We start from the raw sequence: 22,867 nt of genomic DNA, 5'->3' as shown, positions 1-22,867 counted from the left end.
CCCCTTGCGCGGGGGCCCCCGTCGCATCGGCGGGGGGCCCCCCCCCCGCCCGCGCCCCCGGGGGGGGGGGGGGCGCCCCTTTTTTCGCCCCCCCCCCCCCACCCCGACTTTTGTCTTCGGACAATCAGGTGTCTTCAGATGATCAGGATTCGGCAGGAGTCTCCGGGGCGACGGCGGGAGCCTTCTTCTTGGCGTCCTGGGCCGCGCCCTCCTCGATGACGGCCTCGGCGACTGCCTTCATGGTCATCCGGCGGTCCATCGAGGTCTTCTGGATCCAGCGGAAGGCGGCGGGCTCGGAGAGCCCGAACTTGGTCTGCAGGACGCTCTTCGCGCGGTCCACGAGCTTGCGGGTGTCCAGGCGCAGGCTGAGGTCGGCGATCTCCTCCTCCAGCGCGCGCATCTCGCTGTAGCGGGAGACTGCCATCTCGATGGCAGGGACGAGGTCGCTCTTGTTGAACGGCTTGACGATGTAGGCCATCGCGCCCGCGTCGCGGGCCCGGTCGACCAGCTCGCGCTGGGAGAAGGCGGTGAGCATGAGGGTGGGCGCGATGTGCGCCTCGTGGATCTGCTCGGCGGCGGAGAGGCCGTCCAGGATCGGCATCTTCACGTCGAGGATGACCAGGTCGGGCCGGAGCTCGGTGGCGAGCTTCACTGCCTCGGCGCCGTCTCCGGCCTCGCCGACGACGGTGTAGCCCTCCTCCTCCAGCATCTCCTTGAGGTCGAGACGGATCAGCGCCTCGTCCTCGGCGATGACCACGCGGGTAGTCGTCGGCGGGACATGCTGCTCGTGCTGCTCGTCGGCGGCGGTCACGGTGCTCCTCGTTGACGCGGGGGTACGTGCACGAGCCTACCCAGCTGCGTGAAGGCCCGTGGACACGGTATGGTTCTACCGCTGACGCGCCGGGTTGGTGGAATGGCATACACGGATGTCTCAAACACATCTGCCCGAAAGGGCTTGCGGGTTCGAGTCCCGCACCCGGTACATACCTTTGATTCCAAGGTCATCGAACGATACGGTGATCTTGCTCGCTCGCGCGACGCCGATGCACTCGTCTCACCATACGGTCAAGCGCGCCAACGGGTGATCGAGCTATAGCGGTGTTGACGCGATTCATGCGAACGGACGTATGGTCGCGGTTTGTGCCCGCGGTCGCTTTCGTGCACCAGATCCTGGGGGCATGAACTGGCCATTCGAGACCCGCCGACAAGTCCTGAACGCCTGCCGCAACGGCCGTCCTTACCCTGAGACTGCGGAAAGGTTCGGGGTACCGCAGGGCACCATCGGCTACTGGGTGTTCGTGGACCGAGCCCGAAGGGGCGAACCGGCACCGAGGCGAGCGTCCACCTGCCCGAGGTGCGACAGCGTCCCGCTGGACAGGCAGGCCTACTCCTACCTGCTGGGTCTCTACTTGGGCGACGGGCACATCGTTTCCAAGCCCAAGAACCATCACCTGTCGATCTACTGTTGCGACGGCTGGCCCGGACTGCTGGCGGAGGCGGAGTCCGCGATCGTCGCGGTCATGCCGGGCTACAGCAATGGCCGCAACCAGAAGCCCGGCTGCACCGAAGTGAAGTCCTACACCATGCACTGGACATGCTTGCTTCCCCAGCACGGACCGGGCATGAAGCACACGCGGCCGATCGTGCTGGACCCCTGGCAGAGCGAGATCGTAGCCGAGCACCCGTGGCCGCTGATCCGTGGGCTGATCCACTCCGACGGGTGCCGAGTCACCAACTGGACGACAACGAAGCTCGCAGACGGCAGGACCAAGCGCTACGAGTACCCGCGCTACATCTTCACGAACAAGTCCGACGACATCCGGGAGATCTACAGTGACGCCCTCGACGCGGTCGGCGTGGAGTGGCGAGTCTCCCGACGCGGCGCCGACCCCTACCACGTCTCCGTCGCGCGGCGGGCGTCCGTCGCGTTGATGGACGAGCACGTCGGACCGAAGTACTGACGGTTGGCCAGCGGAGCCGATGTGAATCCCGGCGAGGATGCATTCCCCATCGACGGGCGCAGCAATGATGGCCGAACAATAGCCGGGCCCGCGATCGAGAGAAAGCTCAGATAATCCTCAAGCCCGCAGCTCAGATAATCCTCAAGTTCTGGGATTGGCTCACGTTTCAGCCACGATGGCCCTGGGTCAAGGCCTGGACCAGCAACGATCCTAACCCACGAGTAACAGCTCCTCAGCAGGGAAGCCTCTGTGCGGTGAGTGTGAAGGCTCACCCCAGAACGTATCTATTCAGCAACGCAGTCTATGCATGGGAGCAATCTGCACTTAATCTGGGGCAACTCTCTTCGACCAGCCACGTATTCGAGAGGCTCACTCCAGCATGACATCCACTGATCAGTTGTCCCCAACGTCCACGTCCGGGCGCAGCCTCCGGCGCGAGATCGGCCTCATCGGTCTGATGTGGGCGTCCGTCGGTTCGATCATCGGCTCGGGCTGGCTCTACGGCGCGCAGAAGGCCGTGGTCGTCGCCGGGCCGGCTGCGATCATCTCCTGGATCGTCGGCGCGATAGCGATCGCGTTGCTCGCTCTGGTGCACGCCGAGCTCGGCGGGATGTTCCCTGTCGCTGGTGGCACGGCGCGGTATCCGCACTACGTGTTCGGTGGCTTCGCCGGTATGTCCTTCGGCTGGTTCTCCTGGATCCAGGCAGCCACTGTGGCGCCGATCGAGGTCGAGGCCATGATCGGTTACGCCGGGTACTTCTCCTGGGCGAAGGGGTTCCTGCACGCCGACGGAACTCTGACGGCTTCCGGTTTCGTCGTCGCAGTGCTCCTCATGGCCGTGTTCGTCGCGGTCAACTTCCTTGGCGTGAAGGTGCTCGCCCACACCAACAGCGCCGCGACCTGGTGGAAGATCTTCATCCCGCTCCTGGCGATCTTCGTGATCTCAGCGACCCACTTCCACGGCAGCAACTTCACCTCCCACGGTTTCGCTCCGTTCGGGGCGAAGGGAGTCCTCGCCGCGATCAGCACCAGCGGCATCATCTTCGCCCTGCTCGGCTTCGAGCAGGCCATCCAGCTCGCGGGCGAGAGCCGGAACCCGAAGCGCGACATCCCGCGTGCTGTTCTGGGCTCGGTCGCGATCGGCTCCCTGATCTACCTGATGCTGCAGGTGTCCTTCATCGGCGCGCTCCCGGGAAGCAGCTTCGCGAACGGCTGGGCGCACCTCGCCTACAAGGGAATCGAGGGCCCGTGGGCCGGTCTGGCAAGCGTGGTCGGCCTGGGTTGGCTTGCACTCGTGCTGCGCCTTGACGCGATCATCTCCCCGGCCGGCACCGGCTTGATCTACACCACCTCGACCTCGCGGATCTCCTTCGGCCTCGCCCGCAACGGCTACGCGCCGCAGGGTTACTCGAAGACGGACGCGCGGGGGGTTCCGTGGGTCGGCCTGATCACCTCCTTCACCGTCGGCGTGATCTGCTTCCTGCCGTTCCCGAGCTGGCAGACGCTGGTCAGCTTCATCACCTCGGCCAGTGTGCTGATGTACGCGGGTGCTCCGCTCGCGTACGGCGCGCTGCGCAAGCAGCTGCCGGACCGTGAGCGTCCCTACCGTCTGCCCTTCGGCCAGGTCGTCGCTCCGCTGTCGTTCGTGGTGGCGAGCCTCATCATCTACTGGGCCGGCTGGGACACCCTGTGGCGTCTCGGCGTCGCGATCCTCATCGGCTACCTCGTGCTGGCCATCTCCGCCTGGGACGCCGCCTCGAAGGGCCTGGCGAACGCACCGAAGCCCGACTGGAAGTCGGCGCAGTGGCTTCCGGTCTACCTGATCGGCCTGGGCGTGGTCTCCTGGCAGGGTGGATTCGGCGTGGGTGCGCAGGGCCACATCGGCCTGTGGTACGACATCGCGATCATCACCGCGTTCTCGCTCGCCATCTACTACTGGGCGGTGAAGGTCGCCTTGAAGCCGGAGGAGATCGAGCGAAACATCGCGGAGGTCGAGGTCGTGGACGAGGGCGGTCACTGACGACCCGCGCAGTCAGCACCTGACGTCAGCAGTGAGCCCGGCCGGTGTGGGTACCGGCCGGGCTCACTCATGTACTGCGTCCTGCGGCTCGGGGCGACGGTTCAGCTGCGGTTGGCGGGGTTGTCGTCCTCGCCCACGTGGTGGACACGGACCAGGTTGGTGGAGCCGGCCAGGCCCGGTGGAGAGCCTGCGGTGATGACGACGATGTCGCCGGGGTTGCAGCGGCCGATGTCGAGGAGGGCGGCGTCGACCTGGGCGACCATCTCGTCGGTGGTCTCGACGAGCGGGCCCATGAAGGTCTCGACCCCCCAGCTCAGCGAGAGTTGGCTGCGGACTGCGGGCTCGTAGGTGAAGGCGAGGACCGGGATGGGCGAGCGGTAGCGGGAGAGCCTGCGGGCCGTGTCACCGGACTGGGTGAAGGCGACCAGGTAGCGGGCGCCGAGGAAGTCGCCGATCTCGGCGGCCGCTCGGGCGACGGCCCCACCCTGGGTGCGGGGCTTGTTGCTCTCGGTGAGCGCCGGCAGCCCCGCTTCGATGATGTCCTCCTCGGCCGCGCAGATGATGCGGGCCATGGTGCGGACGGTCTCGGTGGGGTACTTGCCGATGCTGGTCTCGCCGGAGAGCATCACCGCGTCGGCTCCGTCGAGGACGGCGTTGGCGACGTCGGAGGCCTCGGCACGGGTGGGCCGGGATGCGTTGATCATGGAGTCGAGCATCTGGGTCGCGACGATGACGGGCTTGGCGTTGCGGCGGCAGAGCTTGATGGCGTGCTTCTGGACGAGCGGGACCTGCTCCAGCGGCATCTCGACGCCGAGGTCGCCACGGGCGACCATGACGCCGTCGAAGGCCATGACGATGCCTTCGAGGTTGGCGACGGCCTGGGGCTTCTCGACCTTCGCGATGACAGGGACGAATCGTCCCTCCTTGCGCATGATCTCGTGGACGTCCTTGATGTCCTCGGCACTGCGGACGAAGGAGAGCGCGACGATGTCGGCTCCGATGCGGAGTCCCCAGCGCAGGTCGGCGACGTCCTTGTCGCTGAGCGCGGGGACACTGACTGCTACTCCGGGGAGGTTGAGGCCCTTGTGGTCGGAGACCATCCCGCCTTCGAGGACGACGCAGTGGACCCGGGGGCCGTCGACGGAGACGACCTCCAGGGCGACCCTGCCGTCGTCCACCAGGATGCGTTCGCCCGGGGTCACGTCGCCGCAGAGACCTTTGTAGGTCGTTCCACAGCCATGGCGGTCACCGGGGACGTCCTCGGTGGTGATGGTGAACTCGTCGCCGCGTTCCAGGAGTACCGGACCTTCGGCGAAGGTGTCGAGGCGGATCTTGGGGCCCTGCAGGTCGACGAGAACGCCGACACTGCGGCCGGTCTCGTCGGCGGCCTTGCGGACCCGGCGGTAGCGTTCCTCGTGCTCGGCGTAGGAGCCGTGACTGAGGTTGAAGCGGGCCACGTCCATACCGGCGTCGACCAGGGTCTTGATCTGGTCGTACGAGTCGGTGGCGGGGCCTAGCGTACAGACGATTTTTGCTCGGCGCATACGTCCGAGCGTAGGTCTTACTCGTGAGTAGTGAAGAGGCGCCCATGGGGCGTCAGATGGCCAACGACCAAAGGCCGGTTGAACATTCCGATGTGATTCACGACTTTGCCGACCGGTGAACAGAGGACGAACGTGTGGGGCTTACGGGGCTGAGGGGTACCGGTCGATGTTGAGGCTTGCCTAACATCACCCCTGACCAGGACTGACTGCGGGTGACCGCGAGTGGCGGCCGGTGACGGCGGGTGGGGTGCGGTGTGATCGGGATGCGTCGACGGTGGGTGTTCGGCGGGGCGCTGGCCCTGCTGGCCTGCGCCGGGGCAGGCGCGGTCGGGTGGGAGCAGGCGGGGAGCGGACATCCGCTCACCGCCCCGTCCTCGGGCACGTCGGCCGACGGGTATCCGGGGCTGCCGCACACCTCGGTGCAGATCTCGCCCGGGGGTTGCGGTGCCGGGTGGGACCGTCCGCAGCCGGGGCTGCAGGTGTTCGACCTGCACAACACCGGGGTCGCGCCGGAGGACGCGTATGTCGAGGATCCGGCCACGGGCAGGGTGCTGGGCGAGATCGAGGGGCTGGCCGGGGGTGCGGTCCGCCCGATGCTGGTGCGGCTGGGGGCGGGCAGCTACGCCTTCCAGTGCCTGCCCCAGGACACCGACGCGGTGACCGGGCCGACCGTCCGTGTCCCGGGCGGTGCCGGAGGCAGTGGCGGCGCAGGCAGTGGCAGCGCGGGCGGTGGCGGTCCGGCCGTGGTGCCGGTGACCCAGCAGGACCTGATCCCGCCGACATTGGCGTACCAGAAGTGGGTCGGCGCGCAGCTCCCCGGTCTGGTCTCGGCGGTCGACGTGCTGAGAGCGGCGGTGGGCCGGGGGGATTCCGCCGCCGCTCGGGCGGCGTGGCTGCCGGCGCACCTGGACTACGAGCGCCTCGGCGCGGCCTACGGCACGTTCGGGGATCTGGACGGCAGCATCAGCGGCACGACCAAGGGTCTGCCGGGCGGCACCTCCGACCCGGGGTTCACCGGCTTCCACCGGTTGGAGTTCGGGCTGTGGCACGGGGAGTCGGCGGCCTCGCTGGGTCCGGTGGCGGACCGGCTGGCGGCGGACGTGCGGACGCTGCAGTCGCGCTGGGCGGCCGCGCGGATGAATCCCAAGGATCTGGGTCTGCGGGCGCACGAGATCGTGGAGAACACGATCCAGTTCGAGCTGACCGGGCGGACGGACTACGGCAGCGGGTCCGGGCTGGCGACGGCGCAGGCGAATCTGCAGGGCACGGCGGAGGCGTTGGACCTGCTGCGGCCCCTGCTGAGGACGCGGATGCCGGAACTCCCGCAGATCGACGCCGCGCTGGCGGCGACGACGCGTGAGGTGGCGGGCCTGGGCGGGGTGCCGGTGTCCGGGCTGACGCTCGGTCAGCAGGAGGCGCTGAACGCGGCGTTCGGGGATCTGGTGACGAGGCTGGCGCCGGTGGCGGCGGTGTGTGATGTGCGGAGGACGTCGTGACAGGGCTGGGATCGGGCGTGGACCGGAGGTCGGTGCTGCGGGGTGCGCTGGCGGTCGGCGCGGTGGGGGCGACCGCGACGGGTGCCGCCGCGGACCCGGCGGCGACCGCGACCGCGACCGCGACGGCAACCGCGACGGCGACGGTGGCGCCCGCTTCGACGGACGCCTCGGCCGGCGGCGGGTTTCCGTTCCACGGGGTGCACCAGTCGGGGGTGTTGACGCCGAAGCAGCGCTGCGTGTCACTGGTCGCCTTCGACGTGACGGCTGCGGACCGGGCCGGACTGTCGGCGCTGATGCGTACGCTGACGGAGCGCTTGCGGTTTCTGACGGAGGGCGGCGTGCCGGAGCCGCTGGGGATCACCGCGCCGCCGTCCGACTCCGGGGTGCTGGGCCCGGTGGTGCCGGACGACGTGCTGACGGTGGCGGTGGCCGCGGGCTCCTCGCTGTTCGACGCGCGGTTCGGGTTGGCGGCGCTCAAGCCGCGCCGACTGCGTCCGATGGAGGCGTTCGCCGACGACGACCTGGACCCGGCCTGGTGCCAGGGGGACCTGCTGCTGCAGGTGGAGGCGGCGAACGCGGACCGGGTGGCGCACGCCCTGCGGGACGTGGCGGCGCACACGCGCGGGGCGATGCAGGTGCGCTGGCGGATCGACGGTTTCTCGTCGCCGCCGCGCCCGGCGGGGACGCCGCGCAACCTGCTGGGGTTCCGGGACGGGACGGCGAATCCGGACGTGTCCGACGCTCGGGCGATGGACCAGGTGGTGTGGGTCTGCGCGGGCCAGGGCGAGCCGGCCTGGGCGACCGGCGGCTCGTACCTGGCGGTGCGGCTGATCCGGATGCTGGTGGAGTTCTGGGACCGGGTGTCGCTGAACGAGCAGGAGCGGATGTTCGGGCGGCAGAAGAACTCGGGGGCTCCGCTGGACGGCCGGTCGGAGTCGGACGCCCCGCGCTACTCGGCCGATCCGGCGGGTGACGTGATTCCCATGGACAGCCATATGCGGCTCGCCAATCCGCGGACGGCGGGTTCGGACGCGCTGCGGATGCTGCGTCGGGGCTTCAACTACGACCGGGGCACCGACGGCAACGGGAACCTGGACATGGGTCTGCTGTTCTGCTCGTTCCAGCAGGATCTGGACCGTCAGTTCGTGGCGGTGCAGAAGCGGTTGGCCGGTGAGCCACTGGTCGACTATGTCACGCCGTTCGGCGGCGGGTACTTCTTCGTGCTTCCGGGAGTCCGCGACGCGACGGACTGGTTGGGGCGCGGTCTGCTGGGCTAATCTACGCGCGCTGACACCTCGTCTTCTCATGTTGTATTCATGCTTCGGCCATCTGGGGGCACTCATGTGGTCGTACCTGCGGCGGAGGATGCGGGACGACGGGACCAAGGGAAACGCAGTCTTCATGTCGTGCGGAGGGGCTGGAATGGCGATAGTGGCGAACAGCGGCAGGCGGGGTGCCCGATGGGCTGCCCTGGTGGGCGCGGCAGCGCTGGCGGCGGCGGCGGGGACGTCACCGGCCTGGGCAGGGGCGGACACGTCGAACCATGGCAACAGCGGTAGCCGTCCGGGGCACACCTCGACGGCGACCCCGATCAAGCACCTGGTCGTGCTTTATCAGGAGAACGTGTCGTTCGACCACTACTTCGGCACCTACCCGAACGCGGCGAACACGGACGGCACGCCGTTCACCGCTTCCAAGCGGACCACGAAGAACATCAACACCGAGGCCAACGCCGGACTGCTGACCAGCAACCCGAACCTGTACGCGCCCAGGCGGCTGTCCAGCAGCCATGCGATGACCTGCGACCAGAACCACAACTACGGCCCGGAGCAGCTGGCGTACGACGGCGGCAAGGCCGACCTGTTCGTCCAGAAGACCTCGACGGACACCTGCTCCGGCGGCCTGTTCGGCGAGCCGGGTCTGACCATGGACTACTACGACGGCAACACCGTCACCGCGATGTGGAACTACGCGCAGAACTACACGCTGGCGGACAACTCGTTCAGTAGCACGTACGGTCCCTCCACCCCGGGTGCGCTGAACCTGATCGCGGGTCAGACGCACGGTGTGATCTCGGTGAGCGGTACGGGCAGCACGACGGACCCGGTGCAGACGGCCACGCCGGACCCGTACGCGGTGCACTCGCCGAACGCGCAGGGTGTGGGCACGGTCATCGGCGACCCCGACCCGGCGTTCGACGACTGCTCGAACGGCGATCACAGCGGCACGAACGCGCTGGCGGAGCTGCAGGGCAAGAACGTGGGCGACCTGCTGAACGCCAAGAACGTGACCTGGGGCTGGTTCCAGGGCGGCTTCGCGCCGAGCACCGCCTACACCGGTGCGGCCGGGACCTACGCCAAGTGCGGTGGGACGACGCACACCAACCTGGGCGGCGCGACGGTGAAGGACTACAGTCCGCACCACAACCCGTTCGCGTACTACAAGTCGACGTCGAACCCGCACCACGTGGCTCCGGCGAGCCTTGCCGAGGTCGGGCACAACGGCGTGGCGAACCACAACTACGACCTGTCGTACTTTGAGCAGGCCGTGGCGGCGAACCAGCTGCCGGCGGTGAGCTTCGTCAAGGCCGCCCAGTACCAGGACGGCCACGGAGGCTACTCGGACCCGATCGACGAGCAGCACTTCCTCGTCAAGGAGATCAACGCGCTGCAGCAGTCGCCGGAGTGGTCCTCGACCGCCGTGGTGATCGCGTACGACGACTCCGACGGCTGGTACGACCACGTGTACCACACGCCGACCAACGGTTCGACCGACCCGGCCCAGGACGCTGCGTCCTGCGTCGCGGGCCCTGCGGCGGTCGGCGGGTACGCGGACCGCTGCGGCCCCGGCCCGCGCCAGCCGCTGCTGGTGGTCTCGCCGTACGCGCGGACGAACCACATCGACCACACCTTCACGACCCAGGCCTCGATCACCAAGTTCATCGAGGACAACTGGCGTACCGGCCGGGTCGGCGACTCGTCCTTCGATGACAAGTCCGGATCGCTGGGGTCGGCGTTCGACTTCCGCGACCCCAACAACAAGCAGGTGCTGCTGAACCCGAACGGCTCGGTGGCGTCGATCTCGAAGATCACGCAGCGGAACGACGCGGACACGGTCACGAGCTTCGCGGTCCAGAACGCGGCGTCGGTGACGTCCTCCGACTCGGGGTCGTCGGCGCTGGTGTCGGCGGGTCTGGGTGCGGCGGCGCTGGCGGCCGTGGGCACCGGGTTCGCTGTGTCGCGGCGCAGTCGCCGCCGTCACCTGGCCTGATCGGGGCGGAATGCGAGGAAGGGCCCGGGCGTTGGTCGCCCGGGCCCTTCCGTGTGCCGGCGGTCGCGGCACACGCCGGGGCGGAGACACCCCGCCGGCACGCCGGGGCGGAGACACGGCGGCACCTGCCTCTCAGCCTTGGTCGGGGACGAGAGGCAGGTGCCTTTGTTGTTCTCCGCGTGCGATCCGGCGGCGCTGGCGGGGACGCGGTGGTGCAGCCCGTGCGGGCCGCCCCTGTGTGACCAGTGGTACACGGAGGTCACACAGTGAGCGGGCGGTCCGTCGGGCGGATCGGGGCCGGCAGCGTGGAGGCGCGGCCGGAGAGGTAGCTGTCGACGGCCTTGGCCGCGGAGCGGCCTTCGGCGATGGCCCAGACGATGAGCGACTGGCCGCGGCCGGCGTCCCCGGCGACGAAGACGCCGTCGACGTTGGTCGCGTACTTCGCGTCGCGGCCGACGTTACCGCGGGCGTCCAGGTCGACGCCGAGCTGCTCGACCAGGCCGTTCTGGACGTCGGTGCCGGTGAAGCCCATGGCGAGGGTGACCAGCTGCGCCGGGATGGCGCGCTCGGTGCCCGCGATCGGCTCGAACCGACCGGCCTTGAACTCGACCTCGACCAGGTGGAGTTCCTGGACGTTGCCGTCCTCGTCACCGGTGAAGTGGGTGGTGTTGACCGCGTAGACGCGGTCGCCGCCCTCCTCGTGCGCCGAGGTGACCTTGTAGGTCATCGGCATGGTCGGCCAGGGCTGGCCGGTGGGCCGGTCGTCGCTGGGGCGGGGCATGATCTCCAGCTGGGTGACCGAGGCTGCGCCCTGCCGGAGCGCGGTGCCGAGGCAGTCCGCGCCGGTGTCGCCGCCGCCGATGACGATGACGTGCTTGCCGGCGGCGCTGATCGGGGACTCGACGTAGTCGCCCTCCTGCACCTTGTTGGACAGCGGCAGGTACTCCATCGCCTGGTGGATGCCCTTGAGCTCCCGCCCGGGGACGGGCAGGTCGCGCGCCGTGGTGGCACCGGCGGCGACGACGACCGCGTCGAAGCGCTCGCGCAGCTGGCGGCCGGTGATGTCGACGCCGACCTCGACGCCGGTGCGGAACCGGGTGCCCTCGGCGCGCATCTGCTCGACCCGCCGGTTGACGTGCCGCTTCTCCATCTTGAACTCGGGGATGCCGTAGCGCAGCAGGCCGCCGACGCGGTCGGCGCGCTCGTACACAACCACGGTGTGGCCGGCCCGGGTGAGCTGCTGGGCGACGGCGAGCCCGGCGGGTCCGGAGCCGACGACGGCGACGGTCTTGCCGGAGAGGCGGTCCGGGGGCTGCGGTGCGACGCCGCCGTTGTCCCAGGCCTTGTCGATGATGGTGACCTCGACGTTCTTGATGGTCACCGCGTCCTGGTTGATGCCGAGGACGCAGGCCGACTCGCAGGGGGCCGGGCACAGCCGCCCGGTGAACTCCGGGAAGTTGTTGGTCGCGTGGAGGCGCTCGATGGCGCCGTTCCAGTCGTCCCGGTAGGCGAGGTCGTTCCACTCGGGGATGAGGTTCCCGAGCGGGCATCCGTTGTGACAGAAGGGGATGCCGCAGTCCATGCAGCGGCCGGCCTGCTTGGTGATGATCGGCAGGAGGCTGCGTTCGACGTAGACCTCGTTCCAGTCCCTGATGCGGACGTCGACGGGGCGGCGCTCGGCGAGTTGCTTGGGCGTGGTGAGGAAGCCCTTGGGGTCAGCCACGGTTGGCAGCCTCCATCATCTTCGCGGTGGTCTCGGACTCGGAGAGTCCGTCTCGCTCGGCGGCGTCCTTGGCGGCGAGCACTGCCTTGTAGTCACGGGGCATGATCTTGGTGAAGCGGGAGACCCCGCTGCCCCAGTCGGCGAGGAGTTCGGCGGCCACGGTGGAGCCGGTCTCCTCGTAGTGCTGCTGGACGGTGTCGCGCAGCCATTCGCGGTCCCCGGCGTCGGGGGCCTCGATGCCGACCATGCCGGTGTTGACGTTGTTGGGGCGCATGTCGAGCACGTAGGCGATACCGCCGGACATGCCGGCCGCCAGGTTGCGCCCGGTCTCGCCGAGGATGACGACCCGGCCGCCGGTCATGTACTCCAGGCCGTGGTCGCCCACACCCTCGACGACCAGTGTGGCACCCGAGTTGCGGACGGCGAAGCGCTCGCCGGCCTTGCCGCGCAGGTGGATCCGGCCGGCGGTGGCGCCGTAGCCGATGGTGTTGCCGGCGATGACGTGCTGCTGCGCGTCGGCGCCGATCGCGGCGGCGTCACGGGACGGGCGGACGATGACGACGCCGCCCGAGAGGCCCTTGCCGACGTAGTCGTTGGCGTCGCCCTCCAGGCGCAGCGTGATGCCGCTCGGCAGGAACGCGCCGAAGGACTGTCCGGCGGACCCGGTGAAGGTCACGTCGATGGTGCCTTCGGGCAGGCCCTCACCGCGGTAACGCTTGGTCACCTCGTGGCCCAGCATGGTGCCGACGGTGCGGTTGACGTTGCGGATGGGGAGCTGGATCCGGACCGCCTCGCCATGCTCCAGGGCTTCCTGGCTGAGCTCGATGAGCTGGTTGTCCAGGGCCTTGTCCAGTCCGTGGTCCTGCTCGGTGGTCTGGTGCAGCGAGGCACCTTCGGGCAGGGCCGGGACGTGCAGCAGCGGGGCGATGTCGAGTCCGGACGCCTTCCAGTGCTCGATCGCCGTGCCGGCGTCGATCAGTTCGGCGTGGCCGACGGCCTCCTCGATGCTGCGGAAGCCGAGCTCGGCGAGGATCTCGCGGACCTCCTCGGCGATGAACTCGAAGAAGTTGACCACGAACTCGGGCTTGCCGGTGAAGCGTTCGCGGAGCACCGGGTTCTGGGTGGCGACGCCGACCGGGCAGGTGTCGAGGTGGCAGACCCGCATCATGATGCAGCCGGAGACGACGAGCGGCGCGGTCGCGAAGCCGAACTCCTCGGCACCGAGCAGCGCCGCGATGACCACGTCGCGGCCGGTCTTGAGCTGGCCGTCGGTCTGCACCACGATGCGGTCGCGCAGCCCGTTGAGCAGCAGGGTCTGCTGGGTCTCGGCGAGGCCGAGCTCCCAGGGGCCGCCCGCGTGCTTGAGCGAGGTCAGCGGGGAGGCGCCGGTGCCGCCGTCGTGCCCGGAGACCAGGACGACGTCCGCGTGGGCCTTGCTGACACCGGCCGCAACCGTGCCGACGCCGACCTCGGAGACCAGCTTCACGTGGATGCGGGCCGCCGGGTTGGCGTTCTTGAGGTCGTGGATCAGCTGGGCGAGGTCCTCGATGGAGTAGATGTCGTGGTGCGGGGGCGGGGAGATCAGGCCCACGCCGGGGGTGCTGTGGCGGGTCCTGGCGACCCAGGGGTAGACCTTGTGGCCGGGCAGCTGGCCGCCCTCGCCCGGCTTGGCGCCCTGGGCCATCTTGATCTGGATGTCGTCCGCGTTGACCAGGTACTCGCTGGTGACGCCGAAGCGTCCGGAGGCGACCTGCTTGATCGCGGAGCGGCGCTCGGGGTCGTGCAGACGCTCCGGGTCCTCGCCGCCCTCACCGGTGTTGGACTTGCCGCCGATGCGGTTCATCGCGATGGCGAGGGTCTCGTGGGCCTCCATGGAGATGGAGCCGTAGGACATGGCGCCGGTGGAGAAGCGCTTGACGATGTCGCTGATCGGCTCGACCTCGTCGATGGAGATCGGCGTGCGGCCCTCGGTCGCGAAGCTGAAGAGCCCGCGCAGCGTCATCAGCCGCTCGGCCTGCTGGTTCACCCGCTCGGTGTACTGCTTGAAGATGTCGTAGCGCTTGGTGCGGGTGGAGTGCTGCAGCCGGAAGACCGTGTCGGGGTCAAACAGGTGCGGCTCGCCCTCGCGGCGCCACTGGTACTCGCCGCCGATCTCCAGCCGGCGGTGCGCCGGGGAGATACCGGAGACGGGGTACGCCTGGGCGTGGCGGGCGGCGGTCTCCTGGGCGATCTGGTCCAGGGTGACGCCGCCGAGCTTGGTGGTGGTGCCGGAGAAGTAGGTGTCGACCAGTTCCTGCGACAGCCCGATGGCCTCGAAGACCTGGGCGCCGCGGTAGGAGGCGACGGTGGAGATGCCCATCTTGGACATGACCTTGAGCACGCCCTTGCCGAGGGCGTAGATCAGGTTGCGGATGGCCTTCTCGGGCTCCACGCCCTCGATGCTGCGGTCCCCGAAGAGGGTCCCCTGCGCGGCGAGGTCCTCGACGGTCTCCATGGCGAGGTACGGGTTGACCGCGCCGGCGCCGTAGCCGACGAGAAGCGCCACATGGTGCACCTCGCGCACGTCTCCGGCCTCGACGATCAGGCCGACGTGGGTGCGCTGCTTGGTGCGGATCAGGTGGTGGTGCACGGCGGCGGTGAGCAGCAGCGAGGGGATCGGCGCGTGCTCGGCGTCGGAGTGGCGGTCGGAGAGGACGATGATGCGGGCGCCGTCCGCGATGGCGGCGTCGGCCTCGGTCGCTATCTCGGCGAGGCGCGCGGCGAGGGCGGCGCCGCCGCCGGAGACCTTGTAGAGGCCGGAGAGGGTGACGGCCTTGAGCCCCGGCAGGTCGCCGTCCGCGTTGATGTGGACCAGCTTGGCCAGCTCGTCGTTGTCGATCACCGGGAAGGGGATGGTGACGGACCGACAGGAGGCGGCCTCGGCGTGCAGCAGGTTGCCCTCGGGACCGAGGTTGCTGGACAGCGAGGTGACCAGCTCCTCGCGGATGGCGTCCAGCGGCGGGTTGGTGACCTGCGCGAACAGCTGGGTGAAGTAGTCGAAGAGCAGCCGGGGCTTCTCGGAGAGTGCGGCGATGGGCGAGTCGGTGCCCATGGAGCCGAGCGGTTCGCCGCCGGTGCGGGCCATCGGCGAGAGGATGACCCGGAGCTCCTCCTCGGTGTAGCCGAAGGTCTGCTGACGGCGCGTCACCGAGGCGTGGGTGTGTGCGATGTGCTCGCGCTCGGGGAGCGCGTCCAGGGTGATCGAGCCTGCGTGCAGCCACTCCTGGTAGGGGTTCTCGGCGGCGAGCGTGGACTTGATCTCGTCGTCCTCGACGATCCGGCCTTCGGCGGTGTCGATGAGGAACATCTTGCCGGGCTGCAGCCGGCCCTTGCGGATGACCTGGTCCTGCGGGATGTCCAGCACACCGACCTCGGAGGCGAGGACGACCAGGCCGTCCTCGGTGATCCAGTAGCGGGCGGGGCGCAGGCCGTTGCGGTCCAGGACCGCGCCGACCTGGGTGCCGTCGGAGAAGGTGACGCAGGCCGGGCCGTCCCAGGGCTCCATCAGGTTGGAGTGGAAGCGGTAGAAGGCGCGGCGGGCCGGCTCCATGGTGGTGTGGTTCTCCCACGCCTCCGGGATCATCATCAGCACGGAGTGCGGCAGCGAGCGCCCGCCGAGGTGCAGCAGCTCCAGGACCTCGTCGAAGGACGCGGTGTCGGAGTGGTCCGGGGTGCAGATCGGGAAGATCCGGTCGAGGCCCTCCCCCTTGCTGTTGACCGGAATTAGGTCGGTGGCGAGCTGGGACTCGCGGGCCGTCATCCAGTTGCGGTTGCCCTTGACCGTGTTGATCTCGCCGTTGTGGGCGATGAAGCGGTACGGGTGGGCGAGCGGCCAACTCGGGAAGGTGTTGGTGGAGAAGCGGGAGTGGACCAGGCCGATCGCGGAGGCGAAGCTGCGGTCGGACAGGTCGGGGAAGAACGGCTCCAGCTGTCCGGTGGTGAGCATGCCCTTGTAGACGAGGGTGCGCGCGGACAGGGAGGGGAAGTAGACGCCGCTCTCGCGTTCGGCGCGCTTGCGCAGCACGAACGCGACCCGGTCGAGCTCCAGGCCGGTCCGGACGCCCGCGGTGTCGCTGACGAACAGCTGGCGGAAGCGCGGCATGACGGAGCGGGCGGTGACGCCGAGCAGGTCGGGGGTGATCGGGACGTCGCGCCAGCCGAGGACGGTCAGGCCCTCCTCGGCGGCGATGGCCTCCATGGTGGTGACGGCGAGCGCGTCCGCGGAGTCCTCGTCGGGGAGGAACGCGATGCCGACGGCGTAGGCGCCGGGGGCGGGGAGCGCGAAGTCGACCTTGCCACGCAGGAAGGCGTCGGGGATCTGGGTCAGGATGCCCGCTCCGTCGCCGGAGTCGGGCTCTGCGCCGGTCGCACCGCGGTGTTCCAGGTTGCGCAGGACCGTGAGCGCCTGCTCGACGATGCGGTGCTCGGCCTTGCCGGTGAGCGTCGCCACAAAGCCGACACCGCAGGCGTCGTGCTCATTGCTGGGGTCGTACAGGCCCTGCTGAGCGGGGCGCGCGTCCGCCAGAGCCCAGTAGGGCTGAGGGGCGGAGTGCGGGGACGCAGACAGCATCGGCTCTCCCGTCGTGTCGTCGTGTTCGGCATGGTCACAATTCACATGCGCATCCGGGACGACGCTGGCCCTCTGCGATTTCGTGCAGGTTACATGATGCCCTGGATTCCACAAAGTGGATTCTTGAGTCCATCATGTGGACTTGCCAGCAGGTCAGGCCCGGTATGGCCAAGCGCGGCGATCTCGAAACGTCGGGCACCCATGGGGTGAGGGTGGCTCGGGCGTTGTCGCAAGTGTGCCCGAACGCACCCGCTCCGAAACAGGGGGTTTACCCCAGCGGAGGGTGTGAGTAACACCACGCAGTGTCAACACCCCGGGCGATACCCGGATTCTCGGGGTTATCCGACGTGAGCGCCGATGAGGCTTCCCAGCAGATAGGTGACGCCGGCGGCCGCTCCGCCGAGCGCGAGCTGCCGTAGGCCGCTGAACCACCAGCTACGTGCTGTCACCTTGCTGACCACCGCCCCGCAGGCGAACAGTCCGACCATCGCGAGACCCAGGGCGGGCAGCAGGTTGGACGCGCCCAGCAGGTACGGCAGCAGCGGCAGCATCGCGCCCAGCGCGAAGGCCGCGAACGAGGATCCGGCCGCGACCAGCGGCGAGGGCAGGTCGTCCGGGTCGATCCCCAGCTCCTCCCTGGCGTGCACCTCCAGTGCCCGCTCCGGGTCGGCCGTCAGCTGCTGCGCCACCGCGAAGGCCAGCTGCGGCTCGACACCGCGCTCGACATACAGCTGCGCCAGCTCGGCCAGCTCCTCGTTCGGGTTTCGGCGCAGCTCAAGCCGCTCGATCTCCAGCTCCGCCTGCACCAGCTCGCGCTGTGAGGCCACCGAGGTGTACTCGCCCGCCGCCATCGAGAACGCACCGGCGGCAAGCCCCGCGAGGCCGGTCAGCACGATGGCCTGGTGCCCCACGTTGCCGCCCACCACGCCGGCCATCAGCGCGAAGTTGGACACCAGTCCGTCCATGGCCCCGAACACGGCCGGACGCAGCCACCCGCCGTTGACGTCGCGGTGGCTGTGCGCGTACGCCTCGGCGGTCGCGGCAATGGACTCGGCGGTCGGGGCGGCAGGTGCGGTCGTGGTGGTCACACCTAGAAGCTAGCCCGCCGAACGAGCCGCCGCCAGCAAGCCAGTACTGCCTAACCAGCACCCTGACCTGCAAGGTTAGCCTTGCCTTTACTCGTAGAAGGCGCGGCGGACGCGGTGCAGCCAGGCGTCGGCGGCAGCCTCGTCCGGGGCCTCGGGCAGTACTCCGCCGGTGTCGAGGACGGCCTCGGCACGGGCGATCAGCGGCCGGGCCCGTTCCGGGTCCTCGGCGATCCACTCGCCGAGGCGGCGCACCTCGTCCGGGTCCGGCAGCCGGATGGTGAGCCGCCCCGTGGTGTGCAGTTCCTCAGCCTGACGCAGCAGCCGCACCAGGTGCCGGGCGTGCATACGACCTGGGGAGCGATAGGGCTCGGGCGCCCACCGCCCGGCACCTCCGCTTGCCGCGTTGCCGAAACGCCCAAGTAGCTCCGCTACAAGGGCGTCCCGGCGCCTTGCAATCGAAGGCACCAGACGGCGTGCGCTGACCCGAGCCCTATCGCTCCCCAGGTCGTTGGCGGCCCTGGTCCGGCTGTCCGGGTCGCGGGTCAGCAGCTTGCGGAACTGCTGGGTGGCGTAGCCCAGGTAGGCGTTGCGCACGCCCGGCGCGGACAGCAGCGACCCGCGCAGCGCGATCAGCTCGTCGCCGAGCGGGGTCCGCACGTCGTAGACGTCCAGCCAGAGCAGCTCACTCGCGGTGGGGTTGCTGCTGAGGATGAGCCGGACCGCCTTGCCGGCCTCGTGGAAGGTGCTGTCGGGCTGCGTGGTGACGTGGGACTCCCGGGGCGTGCACAGGCCGTGCAGGTCCGCGGTCGGCGCGGCGAACATGCCGAGGACGTCCCGGTCCGAGCCGGCGTGGGCCAGGCCGTAGGCGGTGGAGCCGACCACCCCGGCGAGGAGGGTGTTCATCCGGCGACGGTAGCGGGACCGCGCAGCAGGCGTCGTCCGAGTTTCTGGGCGGGGAGCTCGACCAGCCGGTGGGCCAGGTAGCTGACCCCGCACAGCGCCGCCACGAAGCCGCAGAAGCAGAGCCCGGCCTGGAGCCGTCCGTGCGGCTGGAAGTGCAGGTCGGCGAACAGCCAGTCGATCCAGTTGAGCAGCGGGACATGGATCAGGTAGACGGCGTAGCTGATCGTGCCGAGCCAGCTCAGGAAGCGCGGCACGGAGTAGCGGCGCAGCAGCCAGGCGACCAGGAAGAGCATCCAGGCGGCGCCGAAAGCGGTGCACCAGCTGGCGGCGGAGGCACTCCAGATCCGGTTCAGGTACTGGGGGCCCTGCTGGGTGCCGGCGACCAGTCCGCCGACCAGCACGAGGCCGCAGCAGGCCACCGCCTGCAGTCGGCCGATCTGTCCCTGCTCGGCGCGGTAGATCGCGGTGCCCGCGAACATCGTGGCGAGGATCATCATGGTCTCGAAGCCGGCCGAACGGCTGTTGAGGAAGATGAGCGTCAGCGCCAGCCCGGCGAGCAGCACGGCTCCGATCCGGATCACCGTCCGGTTGCCCCGGAGGATGCAGGTCAGGGCGACGACCACGATGGCCGCGACCACGGCCACCAGCCGTCCCGTGGCATCCGCGCCCGCCGAGAGCATGCCCAGGGGCAGGGCTGCCCCGGCGAAGACGGCCACCGCGGCGAAGCCCACGGCGATCGGTCCGCTGAGGCGGTGCCGGCCGAACACGAACAGCGCCGTGACCAGGAAGTAGAAGACCATCTCGTAGGACAGCGTCCAGGCCACCCGCAGTGCGCCGTTGAGCCCGAGCAGGTCGGGCAGCATCAGCAGATTGGCCGCCCCGGTCGGCCAGAACCCCGGATACACCCCGGCGCCCACGGCCGCGTACCTCTCCGGCAGCAGGCGCGCGACGGCGACCACGACCACGAAGAGCGGGAGGAGCCGGAAGATCCGGCCCACCCAGAACGCCCGCACGTCGCCCCTGCGTTCCAGCGAGGCGGGCACGATGTAGCCACTGACCAGGAAGAACAGGAAGACGCCGAAGATCCCCAGATCGATCTTCTGATGGACGACGTTGTACTGCGGCCACAGCCAGGTGGGTCCGGCGTGCTGGAAGACCACGCCCAGAGCGGCCACCCCGCGCAAGGCGTCGAGCCACCCCAACCGCCGACCGGGTTGTGGGGCGGCTGCCTCGGCACGGGCCGGGGCGCCGGATTGGAGGCGCTCGCTTAGCTGGGTCACCCGGGGAGATTACACGGCTCGGCGGCTGGTCAGCGGAGGCGGCCGTCGGCCGTCTCCAGGACTGGGTCGGCGCGCCGGAGCAGGACCCGCTCGTGGGTGACCATCACCGTGGCGGTGCCGTGGTCGCGGGTGACGTCCGCCAGCAGGTGCCCACCTGGTCCGCGTCCACGACAAACCGGGTGGGGACAGCGGGACCGCCGCGGTCGCCGCCGGACTTCGGAGCGGCCTGATCCGGCGGTCCCGCTGACTGCTCGTCAACCGGTGCTGCCCGCCGTGGGGGAGGCCAGGGCCGCTGCGCTTCCCGACGGCAGCGTGCCGGGGGACTTGCCCTTGTTGGCGGTGTCGACCCAGCTCACCAGGGTGGCCGGGGTGATCTCGGTGCCGTTGAACGTCGGGTACGCCGAGGTGCCGTTCAGCAGGATCGTCGGCGTGGAGCTGAAGCCGGACTTGTCGAAGTCGGTCTGCACCGCCTTCACCCAGGAGCCGAACGAGTTGTTGGTCACGCAGGACTCGAAGGTCGGACTGTCGAGGCCGGGCACCTGTTTGGCCAGCGCGATGAGCTTGCTCTTGTCCGCCCAGGCGTCGACGGTCTCGTCGGGCTGGTTGGCGTAGAGCACGTCGTGGTAGGCGTGGAACTTGCCGACGTTCTGGGCGCAGGCGAGCGCGTTGGCACCGTTCTTGGAGCCGGTGCCGCCGTCGTGACGGTCGATGAAGGACACCACGTGGTAGTTGACCATGATCTTGCCTGCGCTCAGCAACTGGTTGACCGTCGCGTGGAAGTCCTTCTCGAACTGGCCGCAGGCCGGGCAGCGCGGGTCCTCGTACACGGTGAGGGTGGACGGGGCGTTGCTCGCGCCCACCGGGATCACCAGGTTGTTGGACCCGATCGTCCCCGCCGGAGCCTGGGAGGCGGAGTAGGAGGAGCCGGAGCGGCTGTTCTGCACCAGGACGCCGACGACGACCGCCACGATCAGCACGGCCAGGACGGTCCCGATGATGCCGAACTTCCGCAACCGCTTGGCCCTGGCTTCCTCCTGGGCACGCTCCTCCTGCATCCGTTCGCGCGCACTGCGCTTGCCTGCGTCGTTCTTCTGACTCATGTGCATGTTCACCAACTGCGAGGGGGAGGGGACAGATATTCAGGGTCAGCCGGTAACTGGCGACTTGGACCGACCGGCAAATGGAGGGTGGAAGAAGGAGGGGGTCCCCCCGGCCGAAGGTTGGGGGAGGGTCGAGGGCCGAGTCCAGGCGGTGCCGACGAAGGAGCCATGGCGGAGCCCTGGCGACTGAGGAGAAGCCGTCTGGGCGAGAGTCATCGGCCCGCGACGCCGCCCCCCATTTGCCGGTCGGTCTTAGACCGACCCGGGGTGGCGGGTGACGGAACCCACGAACCGGCGAGCCAGCCGTCGAGGGAGCACCGGCTGCGCGGGCGCCGGACCAGCCAGCCGACGACCAGCAGGAACCCGAGGTCGCGCAGGATCTCCTGCAGGTACGCCGTGTGCGAGGCACTGACCGCCCCGCCACCGCCGAAGCAGCCGCAGTCGATGGAGATCCCCCGGGCCCAGACCGAGGCGATCGAGCCGATGTAGACCAGCAGCAGCACCCCCGACACGAGGGCGGCGATCCGGGTGCCGAGCCCGACCAGCAGTAGCAGGGCCAGCGCGACCTCAAGGAAGGGCAGCCCGTAGCCGAACGGCTTGACCAGCGCCTCCGGCAGGATCCGGTACGCCCGCACGGCCTGGGCCGCCGCTTCCGGGTCGCCGATCTTCGCGAGCCCCGCCCAGGCCCAGACCACCGCCAGACCCAGTCGGGCGGCCGTGCCGACCCAGTCGGCGGCGCTTTGCCGACGCGCCCCCCGTGATGCCGCACGCCCCGGCCGGACCATCTGATCCGCGATCACCTGGCATCGCCTCCCTGCGATTTCCTAGCTCTGGAGCCACCTGTATGCAGTTCGCTCGTGATGCCGGGGCTCACCCCGAGGGCGTCGCGTTCCGGACCAGGGCCCGAAGCGCCGCCGGATCGCGGAGCAGCTGCGGCTGCGCGCCCAGGTCGACCTCCTGTCCGTTCAACAGGAGCGAAGGGGTGCCGTGGTGCACGTGTGCGTCGTCGTAGGACCGCTGCGCCCCGGCCACCCAGGCGCGGTACCAGAGTCTGTGCACCTCGGCGTCGAAGGCCGGGCCGCGCAGTCCGGGGACCGCCGAGGCGATCTCCAGCAACCGGTTCTCGGTGAACCCGGCCTCGCTCTCCGGAGGCTGGTTCGCGAACAGCAGCGCGTGGTAGAGGGGGAAGCGACCGTGCGCCAGCGCGGCGCGGGCCGCGTTGGTCGCGAACAGCGCGCCCGGCCCCGGCAGTCGCTGGTCGAGCGAGGACTCGACGACATAGCGGACGAGCACCGCGTGACGGGTCGCCAGGTCGGCGAGGGTGGCGCCCTGGGCGCTCTCGAAGTCGCGGGTGACCGGACAGCGGAAGTCCTCGAACACGGTGAGGGTCACCGGCGCGTCGGGATAGCCGACGTCGATGCCCGCACCGTCAGGGGACAGCCGGGCGGGCAGCCCGAGCAGGGCGCTCCGCTGCGCGACGTCGGCGACCATCGGCGGGCGGCGGGTGTCACGGCTGACAGGCAGGGCGGTCAGACCCCGGACCGCAGCCTGACGGGTGACGGCGTCGACCGCTTCTGCGCCGTTGAGGGACCAGGCGGACTGCTCCGCGACGGCGCGCTGCCGCCCGCCCTCGGCCAGGGCCTTGGCGACGCTTGCCTCGCCGCCGACGGCGACAGCGAGGGCGACGGCGGCCACGGCGGCCTTACGACTTGGGGAGCGAGAGGACTCGGACGCACGCCGCCCAGCACCTCCACGTGCCGCGTTGCCGGCCCAGACATCAGCGGCTGGCGCCGCGGGCCCGGGTAGCTCCGCTACAACGGCGTCCCGGCGCCTTGCAATCCAAGGCAGAAGACGGCGCGCGCTGACCCGATTC

Annotated in this window: 15 protein-coding genes and 1 tRNA gene; 6 read left to right on the top strand and 10 right to left on the bottom strand. The window is 69.7% G+C overall.

From position 1 onward, the window contains the following. Positions 1–142 precede the first annotated feature (142 nt). Positions 143–811, bottom strand: coding sequence for an ANTAR domain-containing response regulator (locus ABIA33_RS09045; RefSeq protein WP_370079050.1), 669 nt, complete (start codon positions 809–811; stop codon positions 143–145). Between the two features lie 88 nt (positions 812–899). Between ABIA33_RS09045 and ABIA33_RS09040 the strand changes: the two genes are divergently transcribed. The 3 genes from ABIA33_RS09040 to ABIA33_RS09030 all read left to right on the top strand — a co-directional run bounded on the left by ABIA33_RS09040 (position 900) and on the right by ABIA33_RS09030 (position 3,981). After that, positions 900–982: transfer RNA gene (locus tag ABIA33_RS09040), tRNA-Leu, on the top strand. Positions 983–1,178: 196 nt separating this feature from the next. Next, positions 1,179–1,961, top strand: coding sequence for a helix-turn-helix domain-containing protein (locus ABIA33_RS09035; protein ID WP_370079048.1), 783 nt, complete (start codon positions 1,179–1,181; stop codon positions 1,959–1,961). Positions 1,962–2,340: 379 nt separating this feature from the next. Further along, positions 2,341–3,981 carry an APC family permease gene (locus ABIA33_RS09030; protein WP_370079046.1) on the top strand — a complete coding sequence of 547 codons (1,641 nt, stop codon included), beginning with the start codon at positions 2,341–2,343 and terminating at the stop codon, positions 3,979–3,981. A gap of 101 nt (positions 3,982–4,082) precedes the next feature. Here ABIA33_RS09030 and pyk read toward each other — a convergent pair whose 3' ends face one another. After that, the gene (gene pyk / locus ABIA33_RS09025; protein ID WP_370079044.1) at positions 4,083–5,525 is read right to left on the bottom strand and encodes a pyruvate kinase; all 1,443 of its coding nucleotides are present in this window, start codon (positions 5,523–5,525) and stop codon (positions 4,083–4,085) included. Between the two features lie 263 nt (positions 5,526–5,788). Here pyk and ABIA33_RS09020 point away from each other — a divergent pair, with 263 nt between their 5' ends. From ABIA33_RS09020 to ABIA33_RS09010, 3 genes are all read left to right on the top strand, one after another. Next, positions 5,789–7,021, top strand: coding sequence for an EfeM/EfeO family lipoprotein (locus tag ABIA33_RS09020; RefSeq protein ID WP_370079042.1), 1,233 nt, complete (start codon positions 5,789–5,791; stop codon positions 7,019–7,021). Between the two features lie 5 nt (positions 7,022–7,026). Then, a complete protein-coding gene (efeB, locus tag ABIA33_RS09015) occupies positions 7,027–8,298 on the top strand; it encodes an iron uptake transporter deferrochelatase/peroxidase subunit (protein ID WP_370079084.1) in 1,272 nt (423 codons plus the stop codon). Between the two features lie 145 nt (positions 8,299–8,443). After that, positions 8,444–10,291 carry a phospholipase C gene (locus tag ABIA33_RS09010; RefSeq protein ID WP_370079040.1) on the top strand — a complete coding sequence of 616 codons (1,848 nt, stop codon included), beginning with the start codon at positions 8,444–8,446 and terminating at the stop codon, positions 10,289–10,291. Positions 10,292–10,550: 259 nt separating this feature from the next. On the opposite strand, the gene ABIA33_RS09005 is transcribed toward ABIA33_RS09010, so the two are convergent. From ABIA33_RS09005 to ABIA33_RS08970, 8 genes are all read right to left on the bottom strand, one after another. Then, complete coding sequence (locus ABIA33_RS09005; protein ID WP_370079038.1) at positions 10,551–12,014, bottom strand: glutamate synthase subunit beta; 1,464 nt, start codon at positions 12,012–12,014, stop codon at positions 10,551–10,553. After that, complete coding sequence (gene gltB, locus ABIA33_RS09000; RefSeq protein WP_370079036.1) at positions 12,007–16,623, bottom strand: glutamate synthase large subunit; 4,617 nt, start codon at positions 16,621–16,623, stop codon at positions 12,007–12,009. Before gltB ends, ABIA33_RS09005 begins: the two co-directional genes overlap by 8 nt. Positions 16,624–16,961: 338 nt before the next feature. Next, the gene (locus ABIA33_RS08995) at positions 16,962–17,669 is read right to left on the bottom strand and encodes a VIT1/CCC1 transporter family protein (protein ID WP_370079082.1); all 708 of its coding nucleotides are present in this window, start codon (positions 17,667–17,669) and stop codon (positions 16,962–16,964) included. A gap of 129 nt (positions 17,670–17,798) precedes the next feature. After that, complete coding sequence (locus tag ABIA33_RS08990; RefSeq protein ID WP_370079034.1) at positions 17,799–18,614, bottom strand: DNA polymerase beta superfamily protein; 816 nt, start codon at positions 18,612–18,614, stop codon at positions 17,799–17,801. Further along, positions 18,611–19,894: an acyltransferase family protein gene (locus ABIA33_RS08985; protein ID WP_370079032.1), complete on the bottom strand. Its 1,284-nt coding sequence runs from the start codon at positions 19,892–19,894 to the stop codon at positions 18,611–18,613. The genes ABIA33_RS08990 and ABIA33_RS08985 overlap by 4 nt, the downstream gene beginning before the upstream one ends. A 254-nt stretch (positions 19,895–20,148) precedes the next feature. Further along, positions 20,149–20,994, bottom strand: coding sequence for a DsbA family protein (locus ABIA33_RS08980; protein WP_370079030.1), 846 nt, complete (start codon positions 20,992–20,994; stop codon positions 20,149–20,151). 212 nt (positions 20,995–21,206) lie between these two features. After that, complete coding sequence (locus ABIA33_RS08975; protein ID WP_370079028.1) at positions 21,207–21,794, bottom strand: MauE/DoxX family redox-associated membrane protein; 588 nt, start codon at positions 21,792–21,794, stop codon at positions 21,207–21,209. Between the two features lie 70 nt (positions 21,795–21,864). After that, positions 21,865–22,689 carry a DsbA family protein gene (locus ABIA33_RS08970; protein WP_370079026.1) on the bottom strand — a complete coding sequence of 275 codons (825 nt, stop codon included), beginning with the start codon at positions 22,687–22,689 and terminating at the stop codon, positions 21,865–21,867. Positions 22,690–22,867 lie beyond the last annotated feature (178 nt).

Source organism: Streptacidiphilus sp. MAP12-16 (assembly GCF_041262165.1).
Lineage (GTDB): Bacteria > Actinomycetota > Actinomycetes > Streptomycetales > Streptomycetaceae > Streptacidiphilus.
The sequence above is the reverse complement of the archived record's forward strand: the minus strand, read 5'-3'. Positions and strand labels throughout refer to the sequence as shown.

What these genes read in the sequence shown, in the direction of transcription:
- ABIA33_RS09020 (WP_370079042.1), top strand. Translation starts at nt 5,789, where the DNA reads ATGCGTCGACGGTGGGTGTTCGGCGGGGCGCTGGCCCTGCTGGCCTGC.
- pyk (WP_370079044.1), bottom strand. Translation starts at nt 5,525, where the DNA reads ATGCGCCGAGCAAAAATCGTCTGTACGCTAGGCCCCGCCACCGACTCG.
- ABIA33_RS08990 (WP_370079034.1), bottom strand. Translation starts at nt 18,614, where the DNA reads ATGAACACCCTCCTCGCCGGGGTGGTCGGCTCCACCGCCTACGGCCTG.
- ABIA33_RS09010 (WP_370079040.1), top strand. Translation starts at nt 8,444, where the DNA reads ATGGCGATAGTGGCGAACAGCGGCAGGCGGGGTGCCCGATGGGCTGCC.
- gltB (WP_370079036.1), bottom strand. Translation starts at nt 16,623, where the DNA reads ATGCTGTCTGCGTCCCCGCACTCCGCCCCTCAGCCCTACTGGGCTCTG.
- ABIA33_RS08980 (WP_370079030.1), bottom strand. Translation starts at nt 20,994, where the DNA reads ATGAGTCAGAAGAACGACGCAGGCAAGCGCAGTGCGCGCGAACGGATG.
- ABIA33_RS09035 (WP_370079048.1), top strand. Translation starts at nt 1,179, where the DNA reads ATGAACTGGCCATTCGAGACCCGCCGACAAGTCCTGAACGCCTGCCGC.
- ABIA33_RS09030 (WP_370079046.1), top strand. Translation starts at nt 2,341, where the DNA reads ATGACATCCACTGATCAGTTGTCCCCAACGTCCACGTCCGGGCGCAGC.